The sequence below is a fragment of the Bradyrhizobium sp. HKCCYLS3070 genome (assembly GCF_051167575.1).
GTDB lineage: Bacteria > Pseudomonadota > Alphaproteobacteria > Rhizobiales > Xanthobacteraceae > Bradyrhizobium.
This window is the reverse complement of the sequence record NZ_JBNPTI010000001.1, coordinates 1,343,386-1,361,904: the sequence shown is the minus strand read 5'-3', so window position 1 is coordinate 1,361,904 and position 18,519 is coordinate 1,343,386. Positions and strand designations below refer to the sequence as shown.

Annotated in this window: 16 protein-coding genes; 7 read left to right on the top strand and 9 right to left on the bottom strand. The window is 64.8% G+C overall.

All coding sequences use genetic code 11. The annotated features are described in order from the left end of the window. The first annotated feature begins 257 nt into the window (after positions 1-257). Positions 258-1,925: an HNH endonuclease signature motif containing protein gene (locus ACQR03_RS06270; RefSeq protein WP_434841051.1), complete on the top strand. Its 1,668-nt coding sequence runs from the start codon at positions 258-260 to the stop codon at positions 1,923-1,925. Between the two features lie 367 nt (positions 1,926-2,292). Here ACQR03_RS06270 and ACQR03_RS06265 read toward each other — a convergent pair whose 3' ends face one another. From ACQR03_RS06265 to ACQR03_RS06255, 3 genes are read right to left on the bottom strand one after another with little or no spacing between them, the layout of a single operon-like run. Then, a complete protein-coding gene (locus ACQR03_RS06265; protein ID WP_434841050.1) occupies positions 2,293-4,026 on the bottom strand; it encodes a thiamine pyrophosphate-requiring protein in 1,734 nt (577 codons plus the stop codon). A gap of 16 nt (positions 4,027-4,042) precedes the next feature. Next, positions 4,043-5,728: an FAD-dependent oxidoreductase gene (locus ACQR03_RS06260; protein WP_315751539.1), complete on the bottom strand. Its 1,686-nt coding sequence runs from the start codon at positions 5,726-5,728 to the stop codon at positions 4,043-4,045. Positions 5,729-5,751: 23 nt separating this feature from the next. Continuing rightward, positions 5,752-7,125, bottom strand: a complete 1,374-nt coding sequence (locus ACQR03_RS06255; protein ID WP_315751540.1) for an MFS transporter — start codon at positions 7,123-7,125, stop codon at positions 5,752-5,754. 129 nt (positions 7,126-7,254) lie between these two features. On the opposite strand from ACQR03_RS06255, the gene ACQR03_RS06250 reads away from it, so the two are divergent. Further along, positions 7,255-8,157 (top strand): LysR family transcriptional regulator, encoded by a 903-nt coding sequence (locus ACQR03_RS06250; protein WP_315751541.1) that lies wholly within the window; start codon positions 7,255-7,257, stop codon positions 8,155-8,157. Positions 8,158-8,180: 23 nt separating this feature from the next. Here ACQR03_RS06250 and mazG read toward each other — a convergent pair whose 3' ends face one another. Beyond that, positions 8,181-8,999 carry a nucleoside triphosphate pyrophosphohydrolase gene (gene mazG, locus ACQR03_RS06245; protein WP_315751542.1) on the bottom strand — a complete coding sequence of 273 codons (819 nt, stop codon included), beginning with the start codon at positions 8,997-8,999 and terminating at the stop codon, positions 8,181-8,183. 134 nt (positions 9,000-9,133) lie between these two features. Between mazG and queC the strand changes: the two genes are divergently transcribed. After that, on the top strand, positions 9,134-9,850 hold the full coding sequence (gene queC / locus ACQR03_RS06240; RefSeq protein ID WP_315751543.1) for a 7-cyano-7-deazaguanine synthase QueC: 717 nt from the start codon (positions 9,134-9,136) through the stop codon (positions 9,848-9,850). Between the two features lie 52 nt (positions 9,851-9,902). On the opposite strand, the gene ACQR03_RS06235 is transcribed toward queC, so the two are convergent. The 4 genes from ACQR03_RS06235 to nthA form a co-directional block, all read right to left on the bottom strand. After that, the gene (locus ACQR03_RS06235) at positions 9,903-10,673 is read right to left on the bottom strand and encodes a hypothetical protein (RefSeq protein ID WP_315751544.1); all 771 of its coding nucleotides are present in this window, start codon (positions 10,671-10,673) and stop codon (positions 9,903-9,905) included. Between the two features lie 183 nt (positions 10,674-10,856). Continuing rightward, on the bottom strand, positions 10,857-11,243 hold the full coding sequence (locus tag ACQR03_RS06230; protein ID WP_315751545.1) for a nitrile hydratase accessory protein: 387 nt from the start codon (positions 11,241-11,243) through the stop codon (positions 10,857-10,859). Then, positions 11,240-11,902, bottom strand: coding sequence for a nitrile hydratase subunit beta (gene nthB, locus ACQR03_RS06225; RefSeq protein WP_315751546.1), 663 nt, complete (start codon positions 11,900-11,902; stop codon positions 11,240-11,242). The genes ACQR03_RS06230 and nthB overlap by 4 nt, the downstream gene beginning before the upstream one ends. Continuing rightward, positions 11,902-12,537: a nitrile hydratase subunit alpha gene (nthA, locus tag ACQR03_RS06220; RefSeq protein ID WP_315751547.1), complete on the bottom strand. Its 636-nt coding sequence runs from the start codon at positions 12,535-12,537 to the stop codon at positions 11,902-11,904. Before nthA ends, nthB begins: the two co-directional genes overlap by 1 nt. Before the next feature lie 278 nt (positions 12,538-12,815). Here nthA and ACQR03_RS06215 point away from each other — a divergent pair, with 278 nt between their 5' ends. Together ACQR03_RS06215 and ACQR03_RS06210 are read left to right on the top strand one after the other, a co-directional pair. Then, a complete protein-coding gene (locus ACQR03_RS06215) occupies positions 12,816-14,276 on the top strand; it encodes a GH1 family beta-glucosidase (RefSeq protein ID WP_315751548.1) in 1,461 nt (486 codons plus the stop codon). A 164-nt stretch (positions 14,277-14,440) separates the two neighbouring features. Continuing rightward, the gene (locus ACQR03_RS06210) at positions 14,441-15,460 is read left to right on the top strand and encodes a hypothetical protein (RefSeq protein ID WP_316206949.1); all 1,020 of its coding nucleotides are present in this window, start codon (positions 14,441-14,443) and stop codon (positions 15,458-15,460) included. A gap of 82 nt (positions 15,461-15,542) precedes the next feature. Here the strand turns inward: ACQR03_RS06210 and ACQR03_RS06205 are convergent, their stop codons facing one another. Then, the gene (locus tag ACQR03_RS06205; RefSeq protein WP_315711919.1) at positions 15,543-16,364 is read right to left on the bottom strand and encodes a hypothetical protein; all 822 of its coding nucleotides are present in this window, start codon (positions 16,362-16,364) and stop codon (positions 15,543-15,545) included. Between the two features lie 322 nt (positions 16,365-16,686). On the opposite strand from ACQR03_RS06205, the gene ACQR03_RS06200 reads away from it, so the two are divergent. Then, complete coding sequence (locus ACQR03_RS06200; protein ID WP_315711920.1) at positions 16,687-17,541, top strand: DUF2167 domain-containing protein; 855 nt, start codon at positions 16,687-16,689, stop codon at positions 17,539-17,541. Further along, a complete protein-coding gene (locus ACQR03_RS06195; RefSeq protein ID WP_315751551.1) occupies positions 17,538-18,263 on the top strand; it encodes a site-2 protease family protein in 726 nt (241 codons plus the stop codon). Before ACQR03_RS06200 ends, ACQR03_RS06195 begins: the two co-directional genes overlap by 4 nt. The last annotated feature ends 256 nt before the right edge of the window (positions 18,264-18,519 follow it).

Here is an 18,519-nt window from a genome sequence, read left to right as displayed (position 1 = left end):
CATGGAAAACTTACAACTAAAACGTGTTAATTCTCAATATTGCCTTGTATCAAGAGCTGCCAACAGCCACGCCGTTCAGAAGCGCCTTTTGTCTAAATCAGATTATTTTGTCGAGCGACATGCGGGTTGCGCGTATGGCCTCAAGAGAAAAAATCCGACAGAGTGTCCGAACCTCGATCTTTATGAGATCGATTGGCCGCTGTGAGTACGGGGCTTGTGGGGAAATCGCAGCAAGATGGTCCAATGGGCACATCGAGATGATCGGCGAGCTCTGTCACATCCTGCCGGTGAATGAGGGTAGTCGATCCGAATTCAAAGCGTCGTTTCCGCACGTCGATCTCGATTCTGAGAACAACTTGATGCTGCTTTGCCGAAAGCACCATCACCTGATCGATCAAGAGAAGCCGAGCGAATACCCGCCGGCGATTCTTTTCCAGATGGTCATTAACAAGGCTCGTCACGTCGCCAGATTCGTGGACGACTTGTTTCAGAGTAGTCCATTTAGGTTCGACCACCACGAGTTGGCGCAAGATGTCAGGGTCGGTCGAATATATGACCTGATGAATGAGGCGACCCTGAGTGGACCAAAAGAGGGGCGCAGTCTTCTCCGGCAGGCAGAGCGTGTCCTGGGCGACATTGCGCTCAATCCCTTGGTTGAAACTGCCGTGCAATGGGTGGAGCTGGCGCGACTTGAGCTCAAAACTACGTCGTTGGAGAACGACTATTCCTCGTCTCGATGGGAGAAGGGGCTGCAGGCGAGCATCGCTATACTGAAAACGATAGTGGACCCGCGAAAAGTGCCCGTCGCGGTTTCGCTTATGCTGCTTTTCTTAAGGGATGAATACGGTGTATTCGATGCACAGAAAAAGCTAACGCTGGCGAAGTCGCTGAACGACAAGCTCGATTCCGTTAGTAGTTCAGCTGACGATCGTGACGCGTTGGCTTATAGTTTAATTGTAAAGTCATCCGTGGTCAGGTGGCGAGGTCGCTTGCAGCGACTTCAATCACACCAAGAACGCTCGTTCAGCGAAGCTGAACGCTGCGCGAAACGCAGCCTTTCTCTCGTTAGATCCTCGTCGGCGTTGCTGCAGTCTTTGCTCGTGGAATACTCGAAAGCAAGATTGCTCCCCCTGAGGTCGGTCGCGGAGTACGATGAACGAATAGCCGCTATAGGCCAAACCTTAGAGAGCCCCGAGCTTTTAGAGTACGGCGCGGCTGCGAAATATCGTCCAATCTTCTATCGACAAACATTTCAATATACCAAGTCGATAGACGCATTTTGGACGGGCATCGATTTCGGATTTCGTCCTGCGTTGAGCCGTGTGGCACACGTCATAGGCGAGGCTTCGACTGCTGCATATTCGCAAGATCGAAGCAGAGGATTGACAATTGTGAATGATGCACTCTCGTTTCTTTCGGAGGCATTGCGTCAGGGCTTCGATCATGCCCACAATTTCAAGGCTTGGATTGCTTGCAGTTCCATTGTGGATGAAAAGTGGTTCGATATTAATCTGTTATCCAAGTTTGAGACGGATCTCGAAGCTCCGAACCAACTCGCGAACATCTTGACGGATGCGCGGCGGCGCTTTTTTGGACAAGACGCATTCGGCCACGACGTGCTCTTCGGTGTCGATGAAGCAGAGTTCTGGACGATGCTAGGCACCTTAACTGCTCGTTGTAGATCTGATCTGGATCTCGCAATGCGGTTTTTCGAACGCGCCAGTCGCTATGGAGGGCATAGGTTTCCGATACATGCTGCACGTGTGCGGGCCTGCTTGCACGTGAAGCGTCTGGAGGAAGCGCGGGCGCACCTGCTTAGGGCCCGGAGCGTGGCAAGCGCGCGATATGGGAGCGCAATCGCTGATCTAGAGGCGTCCCTAGCCAGATTGGAAGATTCACCTGGTCTGTCTCGAAGCTCCGCATGATGCGTTTTATGCCTCGTGTCCAGTTGCTTTCTCCGTGTCGTTCCACAGCTGTCGACACCTTCAGGCAAGACCACGTCCAGAGTGGCCGCGCCCGCAGGGGCGAGTTCGATGTAGGCAAGGAGGTGTTGTAGATCGTCGTTGGCACCGCTCGACTGTCAAGAAGCGTGGCCTCGATCCCGCTGGGCTTCTCGCCAATCGTCACAGGTACCGCGCAGAAAGAGCGGTACGCGCTGATAGCGTCAAACGTGATGTCGTGGTGCAGCGGATTGTTGTTTGCTGCTGTGGGTAGGCCGCACTGGTCGTCTACATCTCTGCACAACTGACCGTCGCGCCGGATCAGACCGCCATTTGGTCGCGCTCGATCGAACTAAAGCGGCGTGATGTCGACGTGCAGCACTGCGGCGCGACCGCCATCGACGGCTGCGACGCAGCGTTCGATGGCTGCATCGAGCGCCTCGGGATCGTCGACCCGCTCGCCATGGGCGCCGAATGCGCAGGCGATGTCGGCGAGACGACGCTGCTCGTCCTGACGGCCGGTGCAGAGCCGGGAAAGAAATGAGTCGGTCTGCTGTGCCGCGCCGTCCGGATAGACGCGCTGAACCGATGCCTTCACCGCCTGCCAGCCGTTATTGTCGAGGATCACGGTCAGGATCGGAAGCTGATATTGCTGCGCTACGGCGTAGACGGAATCCGGCGCGGCGAAATGATAGGCGCCGTCGCCGACGATCTGCACCACGCGCGCTGAGGGATTGGCGAGCTTGAGTCCGAGCGCCATGCCGCCGCTGAAGCCGAGGCCGCCGCCCGCCAGGCCCACATAGGTCATCGGCCTGGTGCGGCGAAGCTGCTGCTGCAGGACCGGCGCGTTGCGGACCGCCTCGTTGACAACGATGTCGTGCTCCGACAGATGCGCCTGCAGCCGCGCGAACAAATGGGCCGGGTTGATCGCGCCGATTGAGCCCTTCTGCGCGGCCGCCGACGTATGTCTCGCATGCGCGGCCTTGCGGGTTGGCTGCCAGCTCGCGATCCGGTCGCGCACCTTCCTCAAATATGTATCGTCGGCACGTGCGACGACGAGCTCCAGGACCTGCCGAAGAATGACGGCCGAATCGCCCTGAATGCGGAGGTCGGTGGCAAATCCCCACATCGGGATGTCCGCCTTCAGGGCGTCGATGTCGATCTGGATCCAGCGCAGCCGATCGGCCGCCTTCAGCATCTGCGGAATGAAGGGGACGTCGATGTCGATGAGCAGCCCGAGATCGGCGCCAGCAATAAGCGCGGCAGGATCGGCGCCCGCAAAGCAAGGGGAGTCCTGGCAGATGTTCATCGTGATGGGATTGAACTCGGCGACCCGGATTCCGCAGACCAGCGCCAGTCGCTCCAGCACAGAAACCGCCTCGGCACTGCGTCCGAGATATGCGGTCACCGCGATCGGATTGTCCGCCTTCATCAGCGCGTCCGCGATCGCCTGCGCGCGTTCCGGCTCGATGCCTCCCGCTTTGACGCTGCCATAGCGCGCGGCCGGGTAGGCCGGCATCGCCTGTTCGTCCCAGGTCTCGGCAAGGGTTTCTCGCGGCAGCATCATGTAGACCGGGCCGGGCGGATCGCTGTGCATGAACGCGGCAGCGCGGGCCACCGCCTCCTTGACGACGACGCCCGACGGCAGGGTGTATTCCCATTTGACATAGGGCCGCACGATGCTGCCCTGATCGAAGCTCTCCTGCACGAAGTGGACGTAGGTGTCACGTCCTCCCGGCAGCTCGCCATGCAGCGCGAACGGAGCCCGCCCAGCGAACAGCAGCACCGGCAGCCGGTAGCGAAAGGCGTTCTGAATGGCCATGCACGCGTTCGCCGTGCCGGCATCGACGTGGACGAACACGGCCTGACCGCGGCCGGTCGCGCTCGCATAGCCCATCGCCATGTGCACCGCGACCACCTCGTGGGGGCACAGGATCACCTCGGGGTGCCGTCGACCTTCGCTGTCCCAGCGTGCAAGTTCCTCGATCAGCGAGACATGATCGGTGCCGAGATTGGCAAAGATGTAGTCGATGCCGCTCTCGACGAGCGCCTCGAGGAAGTAGTGCGCGGTGGTGTGGCGTGTCATGGCGCGGTGGCGAGGATCAGGCGACGACGGCATTGTCACGGCGCACGGCCTCAGCCTGGGTTGTGAGGCCGCGCAGGCGGTCCAACAGGTCGTCGGGCTCCTGAGGTGCGGCCGCGCCGCGCCAGGCGATGTGCGAATCCGGTCGCACCACGAGCAGGCTGTCAGCGAAGTCGTAGCCGCCCTTGGCCCGGTCGACGTCGACGAGCGTCAAGGGAACGCCCTGGCGGGCTGCGGCCTCGACCAGCGCCTCGGCATTGATGGTTGGATCGAACCGGACCAGCGTATAGGCCGGGCCGAGCGCGTCGAGCAGCGAGCGGCCATCGGCGAGCCACACATGCGGGGAGCGTGCGCCCGGCACGGTCGACGCGGTGAAATGGCCCATGCCGTAGGGCGGCGGCGTCTCGCCATCGTACGAAATGGCCGGTGACCGGTCGTAGTAGTAGCCGAAGTTCAGGCCGGAGCAGCAATATTGCTGCACGTTGAGGTCGTAGGCGGCCTGTCCCACCTTGCGGCGCGCCTCATCGCCCACGGGGCCGTCCATTTCGACTTCGGCAGGCACGCTGCGTCGCTGGCTCATCACGGCGAGCGCATGGTTCATCGCGAAGTGCGACACCTGCTCGGTGATCGGCTGCCGCTCCGCCTCATAGGCGTCCAGCAGGGCAGGGGCAGCCCAGCCGTGCAGCACGCCGGCGAGCATCCAGCACAGGTCGACCGCATCGGCGATCCCGGCATTCATGCCGTAGCCCGCATAGGGAATCCACAGATGCGCCGCATCGCCACAGATGAAGGCACGGCGATCGCGAAAGCGATCCGCCACCAGGCGGCGTCCGATCCAGTCCTCCTTGCTGATGACCTCGTACTCGAAACGGTCGTCGACACCGAGAATGGTGCGCAACGCCCAATCGCGATCGACACTGTCGAATTCGACTTCCTCGGCCGCGAGGTGGTTGTGGATCAGCCAGTTGTCGCGGCCGTCGATGGAGACGGTGGTGCCGCAGCGCCGCGGGTTGAGCGACATCGTCATCCAGGCCGGCTTCTGGGTGATCAGGTCCTTCAGCGCAGGGGCATGGATGTAGGTCGACTGCACCCGCTGCACGACATCGGTGCCGCTGAGCCGCGCGCCGATCAGCTTGCGCACCGCGGAGCGGCCACCGTCGCAGCCAATCAGATAATCGGCCGAAATGGTGATGTCTCGGCCGGCGTCGAGATCGCGTGCCCGCGCGATCACGCCGTTTTCATCCTGGTCGAACCGATCGACCTCGACGCGGTTCAGGATCGTGATGCCGCGTTGCGCCTCGGCGCAAGCGAACAGGATGGGCTCGAGATAGATCTGGTTGATGCGATGGGGCGGCTCGGGCGTCGGCCAATCGGTGTCGGGTCCACCGGTCGCCGTATAGCGGTCCTTGCGGGACGGAATCGGGATGCGCGTCAGCTCGCGGCCGACGACCGTGGTGCGATAGGCGCAGTCGTTGGGAAAGTCGGCCGGCAGGCCGCCTTCGCGCACTTGTTGGACGATGCCAAGGCGGCGGAACACCTCCATCGAGCGCGCGGAGACGTGGTTGCATTTTACGTTGGGCGGCTCTCCGGCGCGCCTGATCTCCGCGACCACGACCTCGATGCCGCGCGAGGCGAGATCCATGGCGGCGGTCAGTCCGACCGGACCGGCGCCCACGATGAGCACCTGGGTTTGAATCGTCTTCATGTCAGCTCTCTTCTGCTCTGAACCTAGGCACGCTCGGCTGTCGAAAGCGCATCCCTCTGCGTGCCCTCGGCGGTCGGAAGACTGCCGCGCATGCCGAGGACGGCAAGGCCCAGGATCACCAGTGCCGAGAACAGCTGCGGCACCGCGCTGGCCTGAAACAGCGAGGACACGTCCCATTTCGCCGCGAGCATCAACCCGCCGATCGTGACGCCGAGGATCGAGCCGAAGCGGCCGATGCCCAGTGCCCAGCCGATGCCGGTGCCGCGGATGTAGGTCGGATAGATGCGCGCCGCGTAGGCGTTGCAGCCGATCTGTCCGCCGATCACCGCGACGCCGGCAATGAAGACGGCCGGCACGAGAACCGGCAACGAGGCTCCCGCGATACCGATGGTGATGATCGAGAGGAAGCCGGCAACGTAGGTCGCGAACAGGACGCGATCGAAGCCGAACTTTTCGATCAGCAGGCCGAGCCCGACGGTGCCAAGCATGCCGCCGAGCTGGAAGGCGATGCCGACGGCGATCGCCGCCTGGACGTCAAGCCCGACACCATGTGTGAGCGTCGGCAGCCAGCTGTTGAGGAAATAGATGTCCATCATGTTCATGAAGAACATCACCCACAGCAGCAGGGTCGGGAGCAGGCGCCGCTTGGTGAACAACTGCGGCAGCAGGAAGCCCTTGCCGCTCTCCTCGATGATCGTAAAGCGCGCGTCGGCGGGGAGGCGGTCCGACGGATCGATCCGGCTCAGCAGCGCGCGCACGCGATCATTCTTGTTGTCGTCGAGAGCCAGCAGCGAGAGCGATTCCGGCAGCCAGATAATGAGAACCGGACAGAGGATGAGCGGCAGAATGCCGCCGATGAGAAAGATGATCTGCCAGCCATAGGCGGTGATGAGCTTCGCCGCGACCGCTCCGCCGATCGCCGATCCGAGCGACACCGTCATGAACATCAGCATGATCAACAGGGTCCTGCGACGCTGCGGCGAATATTCGCCGGTCAGAGCGATCGTGTTGGGCAGGACGCCGCCGAGCCCGAGGCCGGTGAGGAACCGAATGATGACGAGGTCGGATACGCTGGTGGCCTGGGTGGTCGCCAGCGATCCAAGCGCGAACACGAGAACCCCGGCGACGACGAGCCATTTGCGCCCGAGATAGTCGGCCAGCGCGCCGAACACCAGCGAGCCGATCATCACGCCGAACAGGGACGCACCGAACACGGGCCCCAACGCGCCCGGCGCCAGATGCAGGTCCTTGCTGAGGGCAGGGGCGACGAAGCCGAGCGCCTGGGCATCGAAGCCGTCGAGCCCGACGACCAGCGCGCACAGGCAGATCACCCTGATCTGGAAGCCCGACAGCGGCCGATCGTCGACGTAGCGCGTGAGATTGATCGCTTGCGTCAAATGTCCCTCCCCATGTGCTTGTTGTTGCCTGGCGCGCTTCGCAGCAGCCGCCGGCTGTTTGCAAATATGTTGCATGATCAAACTCTTTCGATTAGCCACAAAATTCTCATTCATTCATGAGGAAAGCTAATGCCCCCGACCTTGCGGCAATTGGAGGCCCTGGTCCTGGTGTATCGGCTCGGCAGCATCACCAGGGCCGCCGCCGAGCTGCGCGTCACGCAGTCGGCGATCAGCCTGCTGATCCGGCAGATCGAGGAGAACTTTCAGCTCAAGCTGTTCGATCGCACGACGCGGGCGCTGCACCCGACGGCGGCCTGCCGTGAGGCGATCACCGCCGCGGAACGCATCCTGGCGGGGACGCAGGGGCTGTCGCAGCGGATGCGCGACCTTGCCGAGATCAAGGCCGGCCGAATTTCCATCGCGGTCTCAGCGGGCGTCGCGTCGGCGCTGCTTCCACGCGTGTTTGCGACGTTTCGATCGCGCCATCCCGAGGTGAGGATCGATCTGCGTGATGTCGCGCCCGACGAACTCCTCGCGATCGTGATGGCCGGGCACGCGGAGTTCGGCCTCGGCAGCGTCGAGGACGACCGCGTGCCGGAGGTCAGGATCGATACACTGATGCAAAGTCCGCTCTCGGCGATCGGCATCAAGGACGGCCGGTTCGAGAAGCACCGCCGTCTGACCTGGGACGGCATCATGAGCTCCGATCTGATCACGATGCGTCACGGCACGCGCATCCGCCGTCAGATCGACGAAGCGCTGGCGCAGACGGGGCGGGCGCTGAAGCCGGCGTGGGAGGTGTCGCTGATCACGACCGCGCTGGCGCTCACGGCGGAGGGCGCCGGCATCAGCATCCTGCCCGCGCACATGCTGCCGAAGGCACAATTTCCGACGCTTGCCGCGATCCCGCTGTCGCAGCCGACGATCCATCGGCATGTCTCGCTGCTGAGCCGCGCCGACTTTGGATTGTCGCCGGCCGCGCAGCGCTTCGTCGAGATCGCAAAGGCCGTGCTGTCGCGGAAGGGCGGCTGATCACGGCTTCGGAGACGGGGACGCTACTTCTCCAGTCGCTTCGCCTCGTTCCACAATTCGTCCATCTCGTCGAGCGACGCTTGTTCGAGTGTACGGCCCTTGGCCGTCAGCGCCTGTTCGATGTGCGCGAAACGGCGCTCGAACTTGGCGTTGGTGCCCCGCAATGCGGTCTCCGGATCCACCTCGGCATGGCGGGCAAGATTGACCAGCGCGAACAGGAGATCGCCGGTCTCCTCGGTCAGCTCGGTCGCATCCTTGTTGTCGAGCGCGGCCTCGATCTCGTCGGCTTCCTCGCGGATCTTCTGCAACACCGCGCGCGGATCGTTCCAGTCGAAACCGACGGTCGCGGCCTTGCGCTGCAGCTCCATCGCGCGGACCAGCGCAGGCTGTCCGGCCTTGATGCCTGACAGCAGCGAGGACTTGCCCGTCTGCGCCTCGGGCGGCCGCCGCGCGGCGCGCTCGGCCTTCTCCTCGGCCTTGATGCGGTCCCATGTGCCTTTGGTGGGCTGAGTGACGTTGCCGTCCTTGTCCGGGAACACATGCGGATGGCGGCGGATCATCTTCTTCGTGATGCCCTCGACGACGTCGCCGAATGCAAACGCGCCTTGTTCTTCGGCGATGCGGGCGTGATAGACCACCTGCAGCAGGAGATCGCCGAGCTCCTCGCGCAGATCGTCGAGATCGTCGCGCGTGATCGCATCGGCCACCTCATAAGCTTCCTCGATGGTGTAGGGCGCGATGGTCCGGAACGTCTGCTCGATATCCCACGGGCAGCCGGTGACCGGCGTGCGCAGCGCCGCCATGATCTCGATCAGGCGTGAGATGTCGCGGGAGGGGATCATGGGCAGGTCCTGACAGCATCGTTCGATCGTGTCCTGTATGCCCCAAGCCGCGCGCGGCTCCCAGCAAAAAGGGCGATTACGCGGGATCGCTCCGCGGGTTGGCCCGACCCGTCGATGATGCTAAGCGGGGGGCCATGAGTGAGCAGGACATGACAGCCCTGGTGCTGTTCTCGGGCGGGCAGGATTCCACGACGTGCCTGGCCTGGGCGCTCGACCGCTTCGCGCGCGTCGAGACGATCGGATTCGCCTACGGCCAGCGCCATGCGATCGAGCTCGCCTGCCGCGACCGGCTGGTCGAGGGCATCGCGCGCCTGCGTCACGACTGGGCGGCCAAGCTCGGTGACAGCCACACGCTGGACATTCCAACGCTGGCTGCGATCTCCGAGACGGCGCTGACGCGCGACGTCGCGATCGAGATGGGCGCTGACGGCCTGCCCAACACCTTCGTGCCGGGCCGCAATCTGGTGTTCCTGACCTTTGCGGCGGCGCTCGCCTATCGCCGCGGCATCCGCCACATCGTCGGCGGCATGTGCGAGACGGACTATTCGGGCTATCCGGACTGCCGCGACGAGACCATCAAGGCGCTGCAGAGCGCGCTGAGCCTGGGCATGGCGCGCGCGTTCGAGCTGCACACGCCGCTGATGTGGCTGTCGAAGGCCGCGACCTGGCAGTTGGCGCATGACCTCGGCGGCACCGGGCTCGTGGACCTGATCCGCGACCGGTCGCACACCTGTTATCTCGGCGAGCGCGGCGCACGGCACGATTGGGGGCATGGCTGCGGACAGTGTCCCGCCTGCGAGCTGCGCGCCAAAGGATGGCGCGAATACATCGCGGCGGGCGGGCCATCCTGAATCGGAAGCGGGGCCTTCGGGCCCCGCGGAGAGTTGCGCGACAGGCGAGCGCTCAGGCGGCTTCGTTGTCCGACGGCTCACGCTGGCTGACGATGACGAGATCCGCATCGGCGAGGTCGTGGCCGTCATCGGCCTCACTGGCTGCGGCGGAGGCCGCCTGCGCGACGAGGCGCGCGGTGATGTCGTGATTGGCGTCCTTGCCGCTCTTCTCCCAGGCAGGCGCGTTCAGCACCACGATGTCGTCGTCGTGGGCGGCACCGTCGTGATCGGCGGGCACGATCGACGGCGACTTCACCGGCTTGTCGACGATACGCAGGGTCGGGGCCTCGGCCTCGACCGGCTTCGCTGCGGCCGGTTCGTCCTCGGCCATTTCTGCCTGCTCCGGCGCCGGGTCGACGGCCTCTTCGGCGGGAGCATCCGTGTCGGCGCTCGCAGCGCTGGCCACCGCCTCGGCGGCTTCGGCGGGCTGTTCGGCGGCCGCGGCAAGGCTCTCTGTGGCCGGCGCATCATCATGCGGCGCGAGGCCGAGATGCTGCGAGATCTCCTTGATCACGCGGTCGATCGCCACCAGCACGCGATATTCCGGGATCGAGGCCATGTGCTGCTCGAACCGGTTGCGCGCATATTGCAGCGAGTCGATCACGTCGGTGGCGATGGAGGAGCCCGACGCTTCGGTGCCGTGCAGGGCTCCGGCGGCCTTCTCGGTCGAGCTCTCGATCAGCAGGAAGGCCTCGTATTGCGGAATCGATTTGAGCTTCTCATGATAGTCCTGACGCACGCCGGCGAGCGTGTCGACGATGGTGGCGAACTCTGGCGCGGGCATTTTCAACGTCCCCTCAACTTCGGCAAAGAAGATGCGGGACGCTACGGACGCACTGATGAATGTTCAATTTCGAACGAATACGGCTGTTCGCGGCATGAATAGCCGGCCGTTAAGACCGCACCATCAAAAGCAGGATCGCCCGCTCACCGGGCATTAAGCATCCTCGCGACCCTTGCGAAACGCTCAGCCGGCAAAATCCTCGGGCCGGAGCTCGATGGGCTTGCCATGTGGGGTGCGATCGGCCGCGTGATCCCAGGCGTCGCGGTAGCGCGCGAGCGCATCGGCGGAGGTGACGCCCTTCTCGGCGACCAGACGTTCGAGCGTCGCCAGCCAGTGTCGATAATACGTATCGCCGCAATCGGCGTCGCCGGCCGCTTGCGCGCGTGAAATCTCCTGGGCGAGCGCAGCGGCCCATTCGGGCCAGGTGAATAGCCCGCGGGCGTGCAGCGTGACGGCCATCGCGAAGGCGTGCGCTTCCCACGGCTCGCGAAATACGGGCCCGCTGTCATCAACGGGAATGCCGGGCAGGGCGCGCGTCGCCGCGACCGCCGCCTCACGGTCCGGTTTCATCGGGCTGGCTCCAGATAGGGCTCGAAAGCGTCGACCGTAACCTCCAGCAGCGGATCGGGCGCATCGGCCCACAGCTCGGCGCCGCTGAACGCCACCGTGTAGAGCCATTGCGGATCTTCGCCGCCGCCATGGGCGTTGCTGTCCGGAAACACGTGCATGCCTCTGACCGCCGCGACGCGGCCGAGATGGCCGCGCACGTAGCGCGGCAGCCGCGTGTGTGTCGACGGATTGATGTCCTTGGCCCGAACACTGTCGCCGACGGCGAACAGCGCCGGCTGCGTCGCCACGCGTTCGGTCGGGCCACCGCGACGCAGTGTCGGCGCGACGGCATCTGCAGTGAGGATCTTGGCGACGGGCTTGGCCGGATGCAGCACCTTGCCGGCGGCGATCTCATCGGCGTCGACCAGATGCCGCTCCTGCATCAGCCGTTCGAGGCCCGCGAGCCAGATCTGGTAGTAGCTCATGCCGAGGTAGTCGTCTGGGGGACGGTTCTCGCGCGCGAACCGCGACATGTCGATGTTCCAGCCGCCGGGGGTCGCCATCGCCAGCGTCATGGCGAACGCGCGGCGCTCCCATTCGGCGTGAAACACCGGCTCGTTCGGCTCGGGGCGGACCGGGCCGAAGCCGGCGACGCCGCCCATGTCATGCGCACCATCCATCAGCGGCCGACCTCGTGCGGCTGCTTCGGCAGCCCGGTGCCGATCATGCTGTCGCGCGTGACGAGCTCGGCGAGCCGCTCCGCGCTCCAGCCGTCGGTCCCCGCGGGACGCATCGGCAGCACGAAATAGCGGACCTCGGCCGTCGAATCCCACACCCGGATCTTCGTCGTCGGCGGCAAGTCGAAGCCGAAATCCTTCAGGACGCCGCGCGGATCCTTCACCGCCTTGGCGCGATAGGGCGCCGACTTGTACCAGACCGGCGGCAGGCCGAGCACGGGCCACGGATAGCAGGAGCACAGCGTGCACACGACCATGTTGTGCAGATCCGGCGTGTTCTCGACCGCCACGATGTGCTCGCCCTGGCGGCCGGCATAGCCGAGCTCACCGATCGCCGGCGTGGCGTCGGCAAGAAGGCGTGCCCGATAGGCCGGATCGGTCCAGGCCCGCGCCACGACCTGGGCGCCGTTGCGGGGACCGACCTTGCTCTCATAGGTCTCGATGAGCACGTCGAGCGCAGCGGGATCGATATATCCCTTCTCGGTCAGGATGCTTTCGAGCGCGCGGACCCGCAGATCGGTCTCGGACAGGTCCGAGTGATCGTGCGGATGGTCGTGATGGTGGCCGTGATCCGTCATGGTACAACCATAGGCGTAATCGGGCACCGCTGTCGAGCCGAGGACGTTACAAACCGACGGTGCGAGCAGTCGCGTTTCAACGCTGCCGCAGCCGTGCGGCGGTCACAATGCCGGGCGCGGCGCCGTCGGTCATTGACGCGCCGATTCCGGACGCAGATGTGATCGAGGCCGCTCCCTTGCCGCCACCTCGGGCTGTTCAAATCGGAGCGCAGATATGGTTCGTGATGCTTTCGCCGTCCCGATCGGGCACGATAGCAACAGAGGTTTGAGGTTCATCAATGCCGAACGACGTCTCCCGCCGTGATCTTGCAAAGCTGGCCGGGCTGGCCGCCCTCGGGGCGGCCAATGGCCCGGCGCAAGCGGAGGAGGGCGCGGTGAAGGAGGATGCCGGGCGGCGGTTTCCCGCCGATTTCGTGTGGGGGACGGCGACGTCGTCGTACCAGATCGAGGGCGGGGCCACGGCCGATGGCCGTGGGCCGTCGATCTGGGACGTGTTCACGCATTTGCAGGGCAACATCGAGGACGGCAGCACCGGCGACGTCGCCTGCGATCACTACAACCGCTACAAGGACGACGTGCGGCTGATCAAGGAGCTCGGCTGCCGGGCCTATCGGTTCTCGATCGCCTGGCCCCGGCTGTTTCCCGACGGGGGGCTGACTCCCAATCCGAAGGGCCTCGACTTCTACAACCGCCTCGTCGACGAGCTCCTGGCCAACGGCATCACGCCGTACGCAACGCTGTATCATTGGGATCTGCCGCAGGCGCTGCAGGACCGCGTCGGCGGCTGGCTCTCGGTCGACACGGCCAGGGCCTTTGCGCACTATGCGGGCTACGTCGCCGAGCATCTCGGCGACCGTGTGAAGACCATCTTCACCATCAACGAATGCGGCCGCTTCGTTCCGTTCGGCTATGGCCTCGGCGTCGACGCGCCCGGGCTGAAGCTGCCGCAGCAGCAGGTCAACCAGGCGCGCCATCACGTGGCGCTGGCGCACGGTCTCGCCGTCCAGGCCATCCGATCCGGCGGGCGCGCCGGCATGCGCGTCGGCATGGCCGAGAACATCACGGCCTGCCTGCCGGCGATCGACACGCCGGAGAACATCCGCGCCGCCGAGATCGCGACGCGCGAATTGAATGCCGGCTTCCTCAACGTCATCCTCGAGGGGCGCTACACGGAGGGTTTCCTGGCGTGGTCCGGCAAGGATGCGCCGAAATTCACCGCCGACGAACTGAAGATCATTTCGGCGCCGGTCGATTTCGTCGGCCTCAACATCTACGCGCCGCAAGCGTATGTCGTCGCGTCGGACCGCGCGACCGGATTCGACGTGCTGCCGATGCCGTCCTCGTTCCCGCACATGAGCTCACCCTGGCTGCTGGTCGGTCCGGAGACGGCCTATTGGGTGCCGAAGCTCGCCGCCAAGATCTGGAATCTCCAGACCATCTACATCACCGAGAACGGCACCTCCTCGGACGACAAGCTGACCGCCGATGGCAAGGTCCACGACCTCGACCGCGTGATGTATCTGCGCAACTATCTCGCCCAGCTGCAGCGCGCAACGTCCGAGGGCGTGCCCGTGAAGGGCTACTTCCTGTGGAGCCTGCTGGACAATTTCGAGTGGGTGTTCGGCTACAAGCAGCGCTTCGGCATCTATCACGTCGACTTCGACACCCAGGTGCGCACGCCCAAGCTCAGCGCGTCGTACTACCATCACGTGATCAGCCGCAACGCCGTGAGCGCGTGAAGCGCCGCGACGCCACCCGGGGTCCCGCCGGGCGCAGTCCGCGCCATTCAGGCGGCCGATGTGCCGTCGGCATCCGACGCATTGAGTGTCGGCGCGCCGGCCTTCACGTCGCGATTGCAAATCCATGATGCGGAAAGCACACCTCGTGCGACTCTTTTGCGCGCATGCCGTTTTCGTGGCGAAAGCTGGCTGCAGATGACGTAAACCGGCAATCTGCCGGCCCCTCAAGCGAGTTTTCCAGCATGCAAGTTTCCGTTGTTTGTCCGCCAGCCGTCCGCGCGGGCGTTCTGTTCTGCGTCCTCGGAGTGATCGCTGGCTCCAGCGCCTGGGCCCAGGGAGCCGCGAACGATGCGGCCAAGCCCGCCACGGAGCAGTCTGCCGCGCCGACGGCCGAAAAGCCCGTAGAGTCCGAGCCGAAACCCGCGGTTGCTCAAACCAGGCCCGCCGAGCAGCCCTCGGATGCCGCCGGCAAGCTTGCGGCCGAGCCTAAGAAGACGGCCGAGAAGCCCGGCGAGCCAGCCGCTGCGGACACCAAACCCGTTCAGGCCACAGACAGCGCGAGCCAGCAGCCGGCGGACAAAGTATCAACCGAAAAAACCGCGACGGATGCTGCGGCCGAGAGCAAGCCGGCCGAGGCCAAATCCGAGACCAAGGTCGAACCGAACTCCGGCACCGACGTCGGCCAGAAGCCGGCCGTGACCGAGTCGAAACCGGCAGAGCCCGCTCCGGCCGTTCAGCCCGCCGCCGTCGCCAAGGACGCGCCCGCACCGGAGAAAGCCGAAGAGAAGGCTGCGGAGAGCAAGCCCGCAGCCGCGGCGCCCGCCGAAAAGCCGGCTGCCGCCGCCGAGGTGAAGCCCGCGGTTGCGCCGGCCGAGCCCAAGACATCCGCGCCGCCGGCCGCAGTTTCTTCCGCGGCCACGCCGGGGAAGGCGGCTGCGAAGCAGGACACCGCGTCCCCGTCGGCCAAGCCCGGACGGCACGGCCACGCGCATGCCCAACATGCCGAGGACGACGCCAAGCCCGCCAAGCGCGAGCAACGCGTCCGCAAGCCCAAGAGCGAACAGAAGAGCGAAATGAAGCGGGAGGCGAAGAGGCGGGGTGTGAACTGCAAGAGCTTCCGCACCTATGACGCGGAGAAGGGCATCTACCGCGGCTACGACGGGCGCGTTCACACCTGCTCGTAACGGGCCGATAAGGGGCCGATCGGCAAGCGCGCGGATCGGCGGCGGCCAAGACCGCCACCGGTGAGCACGGCCGATCACACCATCAACGCGGCATCGGCGGCTGAATGCCCGAGGTGTTGCGGGTAAAGAGTGTCCCGAACGTCGAGCCCTGCGGCTGCGCCGGCTGCGGCCGGGCCATTCCCGTGGTGGTCCGCTGCTGCGGCGTCACGATGATCTGCTGGGGCGGGCCTGGGGGCACCGTGCCGCGTGCCTGCACCGACTGGTTGGACATTCGTGACACCAGACGCATCAGCTGATCCTGGCCGGCTTGCAGCTGCTCGATGGCGCGGGTGTGATCGCGGCTGGCCTGATCCTGCGTCGACTTGATCTGTTCGATGCCCTGCTGCAGATCGGCGATGTCACGCGCCATCCTCTGCATCAACGTCGCGGGCTCGCGGGGGCCGGTGGTGTCTTCCGCTCCCCTCAGCGAGGCATTCGACATCATGGCATCCTCGCTACCCTGCTGGGCTGACGCCTCGTCCTGCGGAGCTTCGCTGGCGCCCGGCATCCAACGGTCCATCAGCGAGGTGCCGGCGTCGCGCTGCGACCAGGCGACCGAGCCACCGACCAGCACGACCAGCAGAGCGAGACCCACGGCGTTGCGCCCGCGCAGCCTGCCGAGCGGTGCCTTCATCCGCGCCCAGCGGCTGGCCCCGGCGTCTGCCGCCCCGCTCGTGCTCGCTGCCGCCGCGGCATCCGCCGCCACGCCGGGCCTCTCGATCGCCGCGAGCCGCGTATCGATCCGGGTCAGCACCTCACGCAGGACCCGCCGGTACAGTTGATCATAGCTTGTCTTCTCGGGCTTCCCAGGGGCGAGGCCGATCTCGCTCTGATCAATCTGTTGCACGTTCTGTGTGGACTGCATTGCTGATCCCCAAACCCTTGGCCCGCCGCCGACGCCGATGTTCTCTTTGAATTTTCAAACGTGACTCGACCCGCCGCTTTGGCCGAAAGCAAGACAGCGTCGTGACGAGGAGGGGGCCTTTTCGGACCATCTCTCCCTCGCTGCAGCGCCAGTCGATCGCTTCGAGAGGCCTGAATCGCCCTCTTGTTGCGCGCTGCCGAGCCTTCGAGGTACTATCCGACCGATGTTCTTGGGGGGATTGGGGCCGGTGCAAAGCTTGATTGTCATTGCGCGCGCAATGTTGTGCGCAGCGTTCGTCGTCCTGTCCGCTCACGCGCAGGCCGTGCCTCTGGATGAGGCCACGCGCAAGGCTGAACTGATGGCGGCCTGGCAGGCGGCGAGCCAAGCGGGCACCGACGGACCAAGCGACATCGTGCTGATCGACCAGGGCACGCTGAAGCTGCCGGCCGACTACTTCTACGTCCCGAAGAACGAAGGCCTGCGGGTCCTTCGCGCGCTCGGCAACGTCGTCAACGACGCGACCTTCGTCGGGCTGGTCGTCGGCAGACGCCAGAACGACGACTGGATGGTGGTCATCAAGCACATCAAGGAAGGCTACATCAAAGACGACGACGCCAAGAGCTGGAACGCGGACGATCTGCTGAGCAACCTTCGCGCCGGCGCCGACGAGGCGAACAAGGACCGTGCGGCGCGCGGATTTCCGGAAATGGCCGTGGTCGGCTGGGTCGAGCCGCCGGCCTACGACGCCACGACGCATCGTCTCGTCTGGTCGCTGCTCGCCAAGGAGAAGGGCCAGCCCGACGATGCGCCGAAGAACGTCAACTACAACACCTACGCACTCGGGCGTGACGGCTATTTCAGCCTGAACCTCCTGTCCGGCTCGGAGCGGATCGCGGGCGACAAGGCGGTGGCGCACGAGCTGCTGTCCGATCTCTCCTACAATGCCGGCAAGCGTTATGAGGATTTCAGTGCCAGCACGGATCGGATCGCCGAATATGGATTGCTGGCGCTGGTCGGCGGCGTTGCCGCGAAGAAGCTCGGGCTGCTGGCGCTGGCCGGTGCGTTCGTCCTGAAGTTCGCCAAGATCATCATCTTCGCCGTCGTCGGCGCCGGGGCCGCTGTCATGAACTTCCTGCGCCGCAAGCCGCGCGGCGACAACGCGGGCGGGCCGACGTGAAGGCTCTCCTGCTGATCCTGTTCTCCGGCCTGAAATGGGGGAAGCTCGCCATGAGCGGCGGCACGATGCTGCTGTCGCTGGTCGTCTATGCCGGCATCTGGGGCTGGCGCTATGCCGCCGGCTTCATTGCGCTCCTGTTTGCCCATGAGATGGGACACTACGTCGCCGCACGTCAGCGCGGCCTCGACGTCGGCGCTCCCGCCTTCATCCCGTTCGTCGGCGCCTGGATCGCGCTCAAGGAGCAGCCGGTCGACGTCGAGACGGAGGCCTATGTGGCACTCGCCGGTCCGCTAGTCGGGACCGCGGCCGCGCTTGCGGTCTATCTGTGGGCGCGATCGGACGACAGCAATCTGCTGCTTGCGATCGCCTATTCCGGCCTGTTCCTCAACCTGTTCAACCTGCTGCCGATCTCGCCGCTGGACGGCGGCCGCGTCACCAGCGTGCTGAGTCCGCGCATCTGGCTGCTTGGCGTTCCCATGCTGCTGGCCTTGATGCTCTATCGGCCGAGCCCGATGCTGATCATCATCGCCATCCTCGCAGCCCCGCAACTGATGAAGGCCTGGCGCTACGATCCCGGCGCGCCCGAGAACGTCGCCTATTATGGCACGACGCTGCAGACGAAGCTCGAATATGCCGGGACTTATCTCGCGATCGCGGCGCTTCTCGCCGTCATGACCTACGACGTGCACGAGATGCTTGGGCACGTGCGTCAGTTTGGCTGAGTTGAGGTTGCCGCTTCAGTCGAGAAGCTTCATGTAGGTCAAAGGGCACCGCCTCGTCGTAAGGGATCGCCTCGTCGTAAGGACGTGGCCCTCTTCAACTCGGAATATCCGCTGCTGCAATGCAGCGGATATATTTGGTCCGCGCGCAGGAACCATGCAGTCCTGTAAGACATTCCGTGAGCCATGAGCGCGGCGCGCTATCACAATGCGCTGAGCGCAGAGCACGTCTCGGGATGTTCCCTTGCTCACTGGCATG

Excerpts from the sequence above, each read along its gene's own strand:
- nthB (WP_315751546.1), bottom strand. The coding sequence starts at position 11,902 with ATGGATGGTGCGCATGACATGGGCGGCGTCGCCGGCTTCGGCCCGGTC.
- queC (WP_315751543.1), top strand. The coding sequence starts at position 9,134 with ATGAGTGAGCAGGACATGACAGCCCTGGTGCTGTTCTCGGGCGGGCAG.
- ACQR03_RS06265 (WP_434841050.1), bottom strand. The coding sequence starts at position 4,026 with ATGACACGCCACACCACCGCGCACTACTTCCTCGAGGCGCTCGTCGAG.
- nthA (WP_315751547.1), bottom strand. The coding sequence starts at position 12,537 with ATGACGGATCACGGCCACCATCACGACCATCCGCACGATCACTCGGAC.
- ACQR03_RS06235 (WP_315751544.1), bottom strand. The coding sequence starts at position 10,673 with ATGCCCGCGCCAGAGTTCGCCACCATCGTCGACACGCTCGCCGGCGTG.
- ACQR03_RS06250 (WP_315751541.1), top strand. The coding sequence starts at position 7,255 with ATGCCCCCGACCTTGCGGCAATTGGAGGCCCTGGTCCTGGTGTATCGG.
- ACQR03_RS06260 (WP_315751539.1), bottom strand. The coding sequence starts at position 5,728 with ATGAAGACGATTCAAACCCAGGTGCTCATCGTGGGCGCCGGTCCGGTC.
- ACQR03_RS06210 (WP_316206949.1), top strand. The coding sequence starts at position 14,441 with ATGCCGTTTTCGTGGCGAAAGCTGGCTGCAGATGACGTAAACCGGCAA.
- ACQR03_RS06270 (WP_434841051.1), top strand. The coding sequence starts at position 258 with ATGATCGGCGAGCTCTGTCACATCCTGCCGGTGAATGAGGGTAGTCGA.
- ACQR03_RS06230 (WP_315751545.1), bottom strand. The coding sequence starts at position 11,243 with ATGAAACCGGACCGTGAGGCGGCGGTCGCGGCGACGCGCGCCCTGCCC.
- ACQR03_RS06205 (WP_315711919.1), bottom strand. The coding sequence starts at position 16,364 with ATGCAGTCCACACAGAACGTGCAACAGATTGATCAGAGCGAGATCGGC.
- mazG (WP_315751542.1), bottom strand. The coding sequence starts at position 8,999 with ATGATCCCCTCCCGCGACATCTCACGCCTGATCGAGATCATGGCGGCG.
- ACQR03_RS06215 (WP_315751548.1), top strand. The coding sequence starts at position 12,816 with ATGCCGAACGACGTCTCCCGCCGTGATCTTGCAAAGCTGGCCGGGCTG.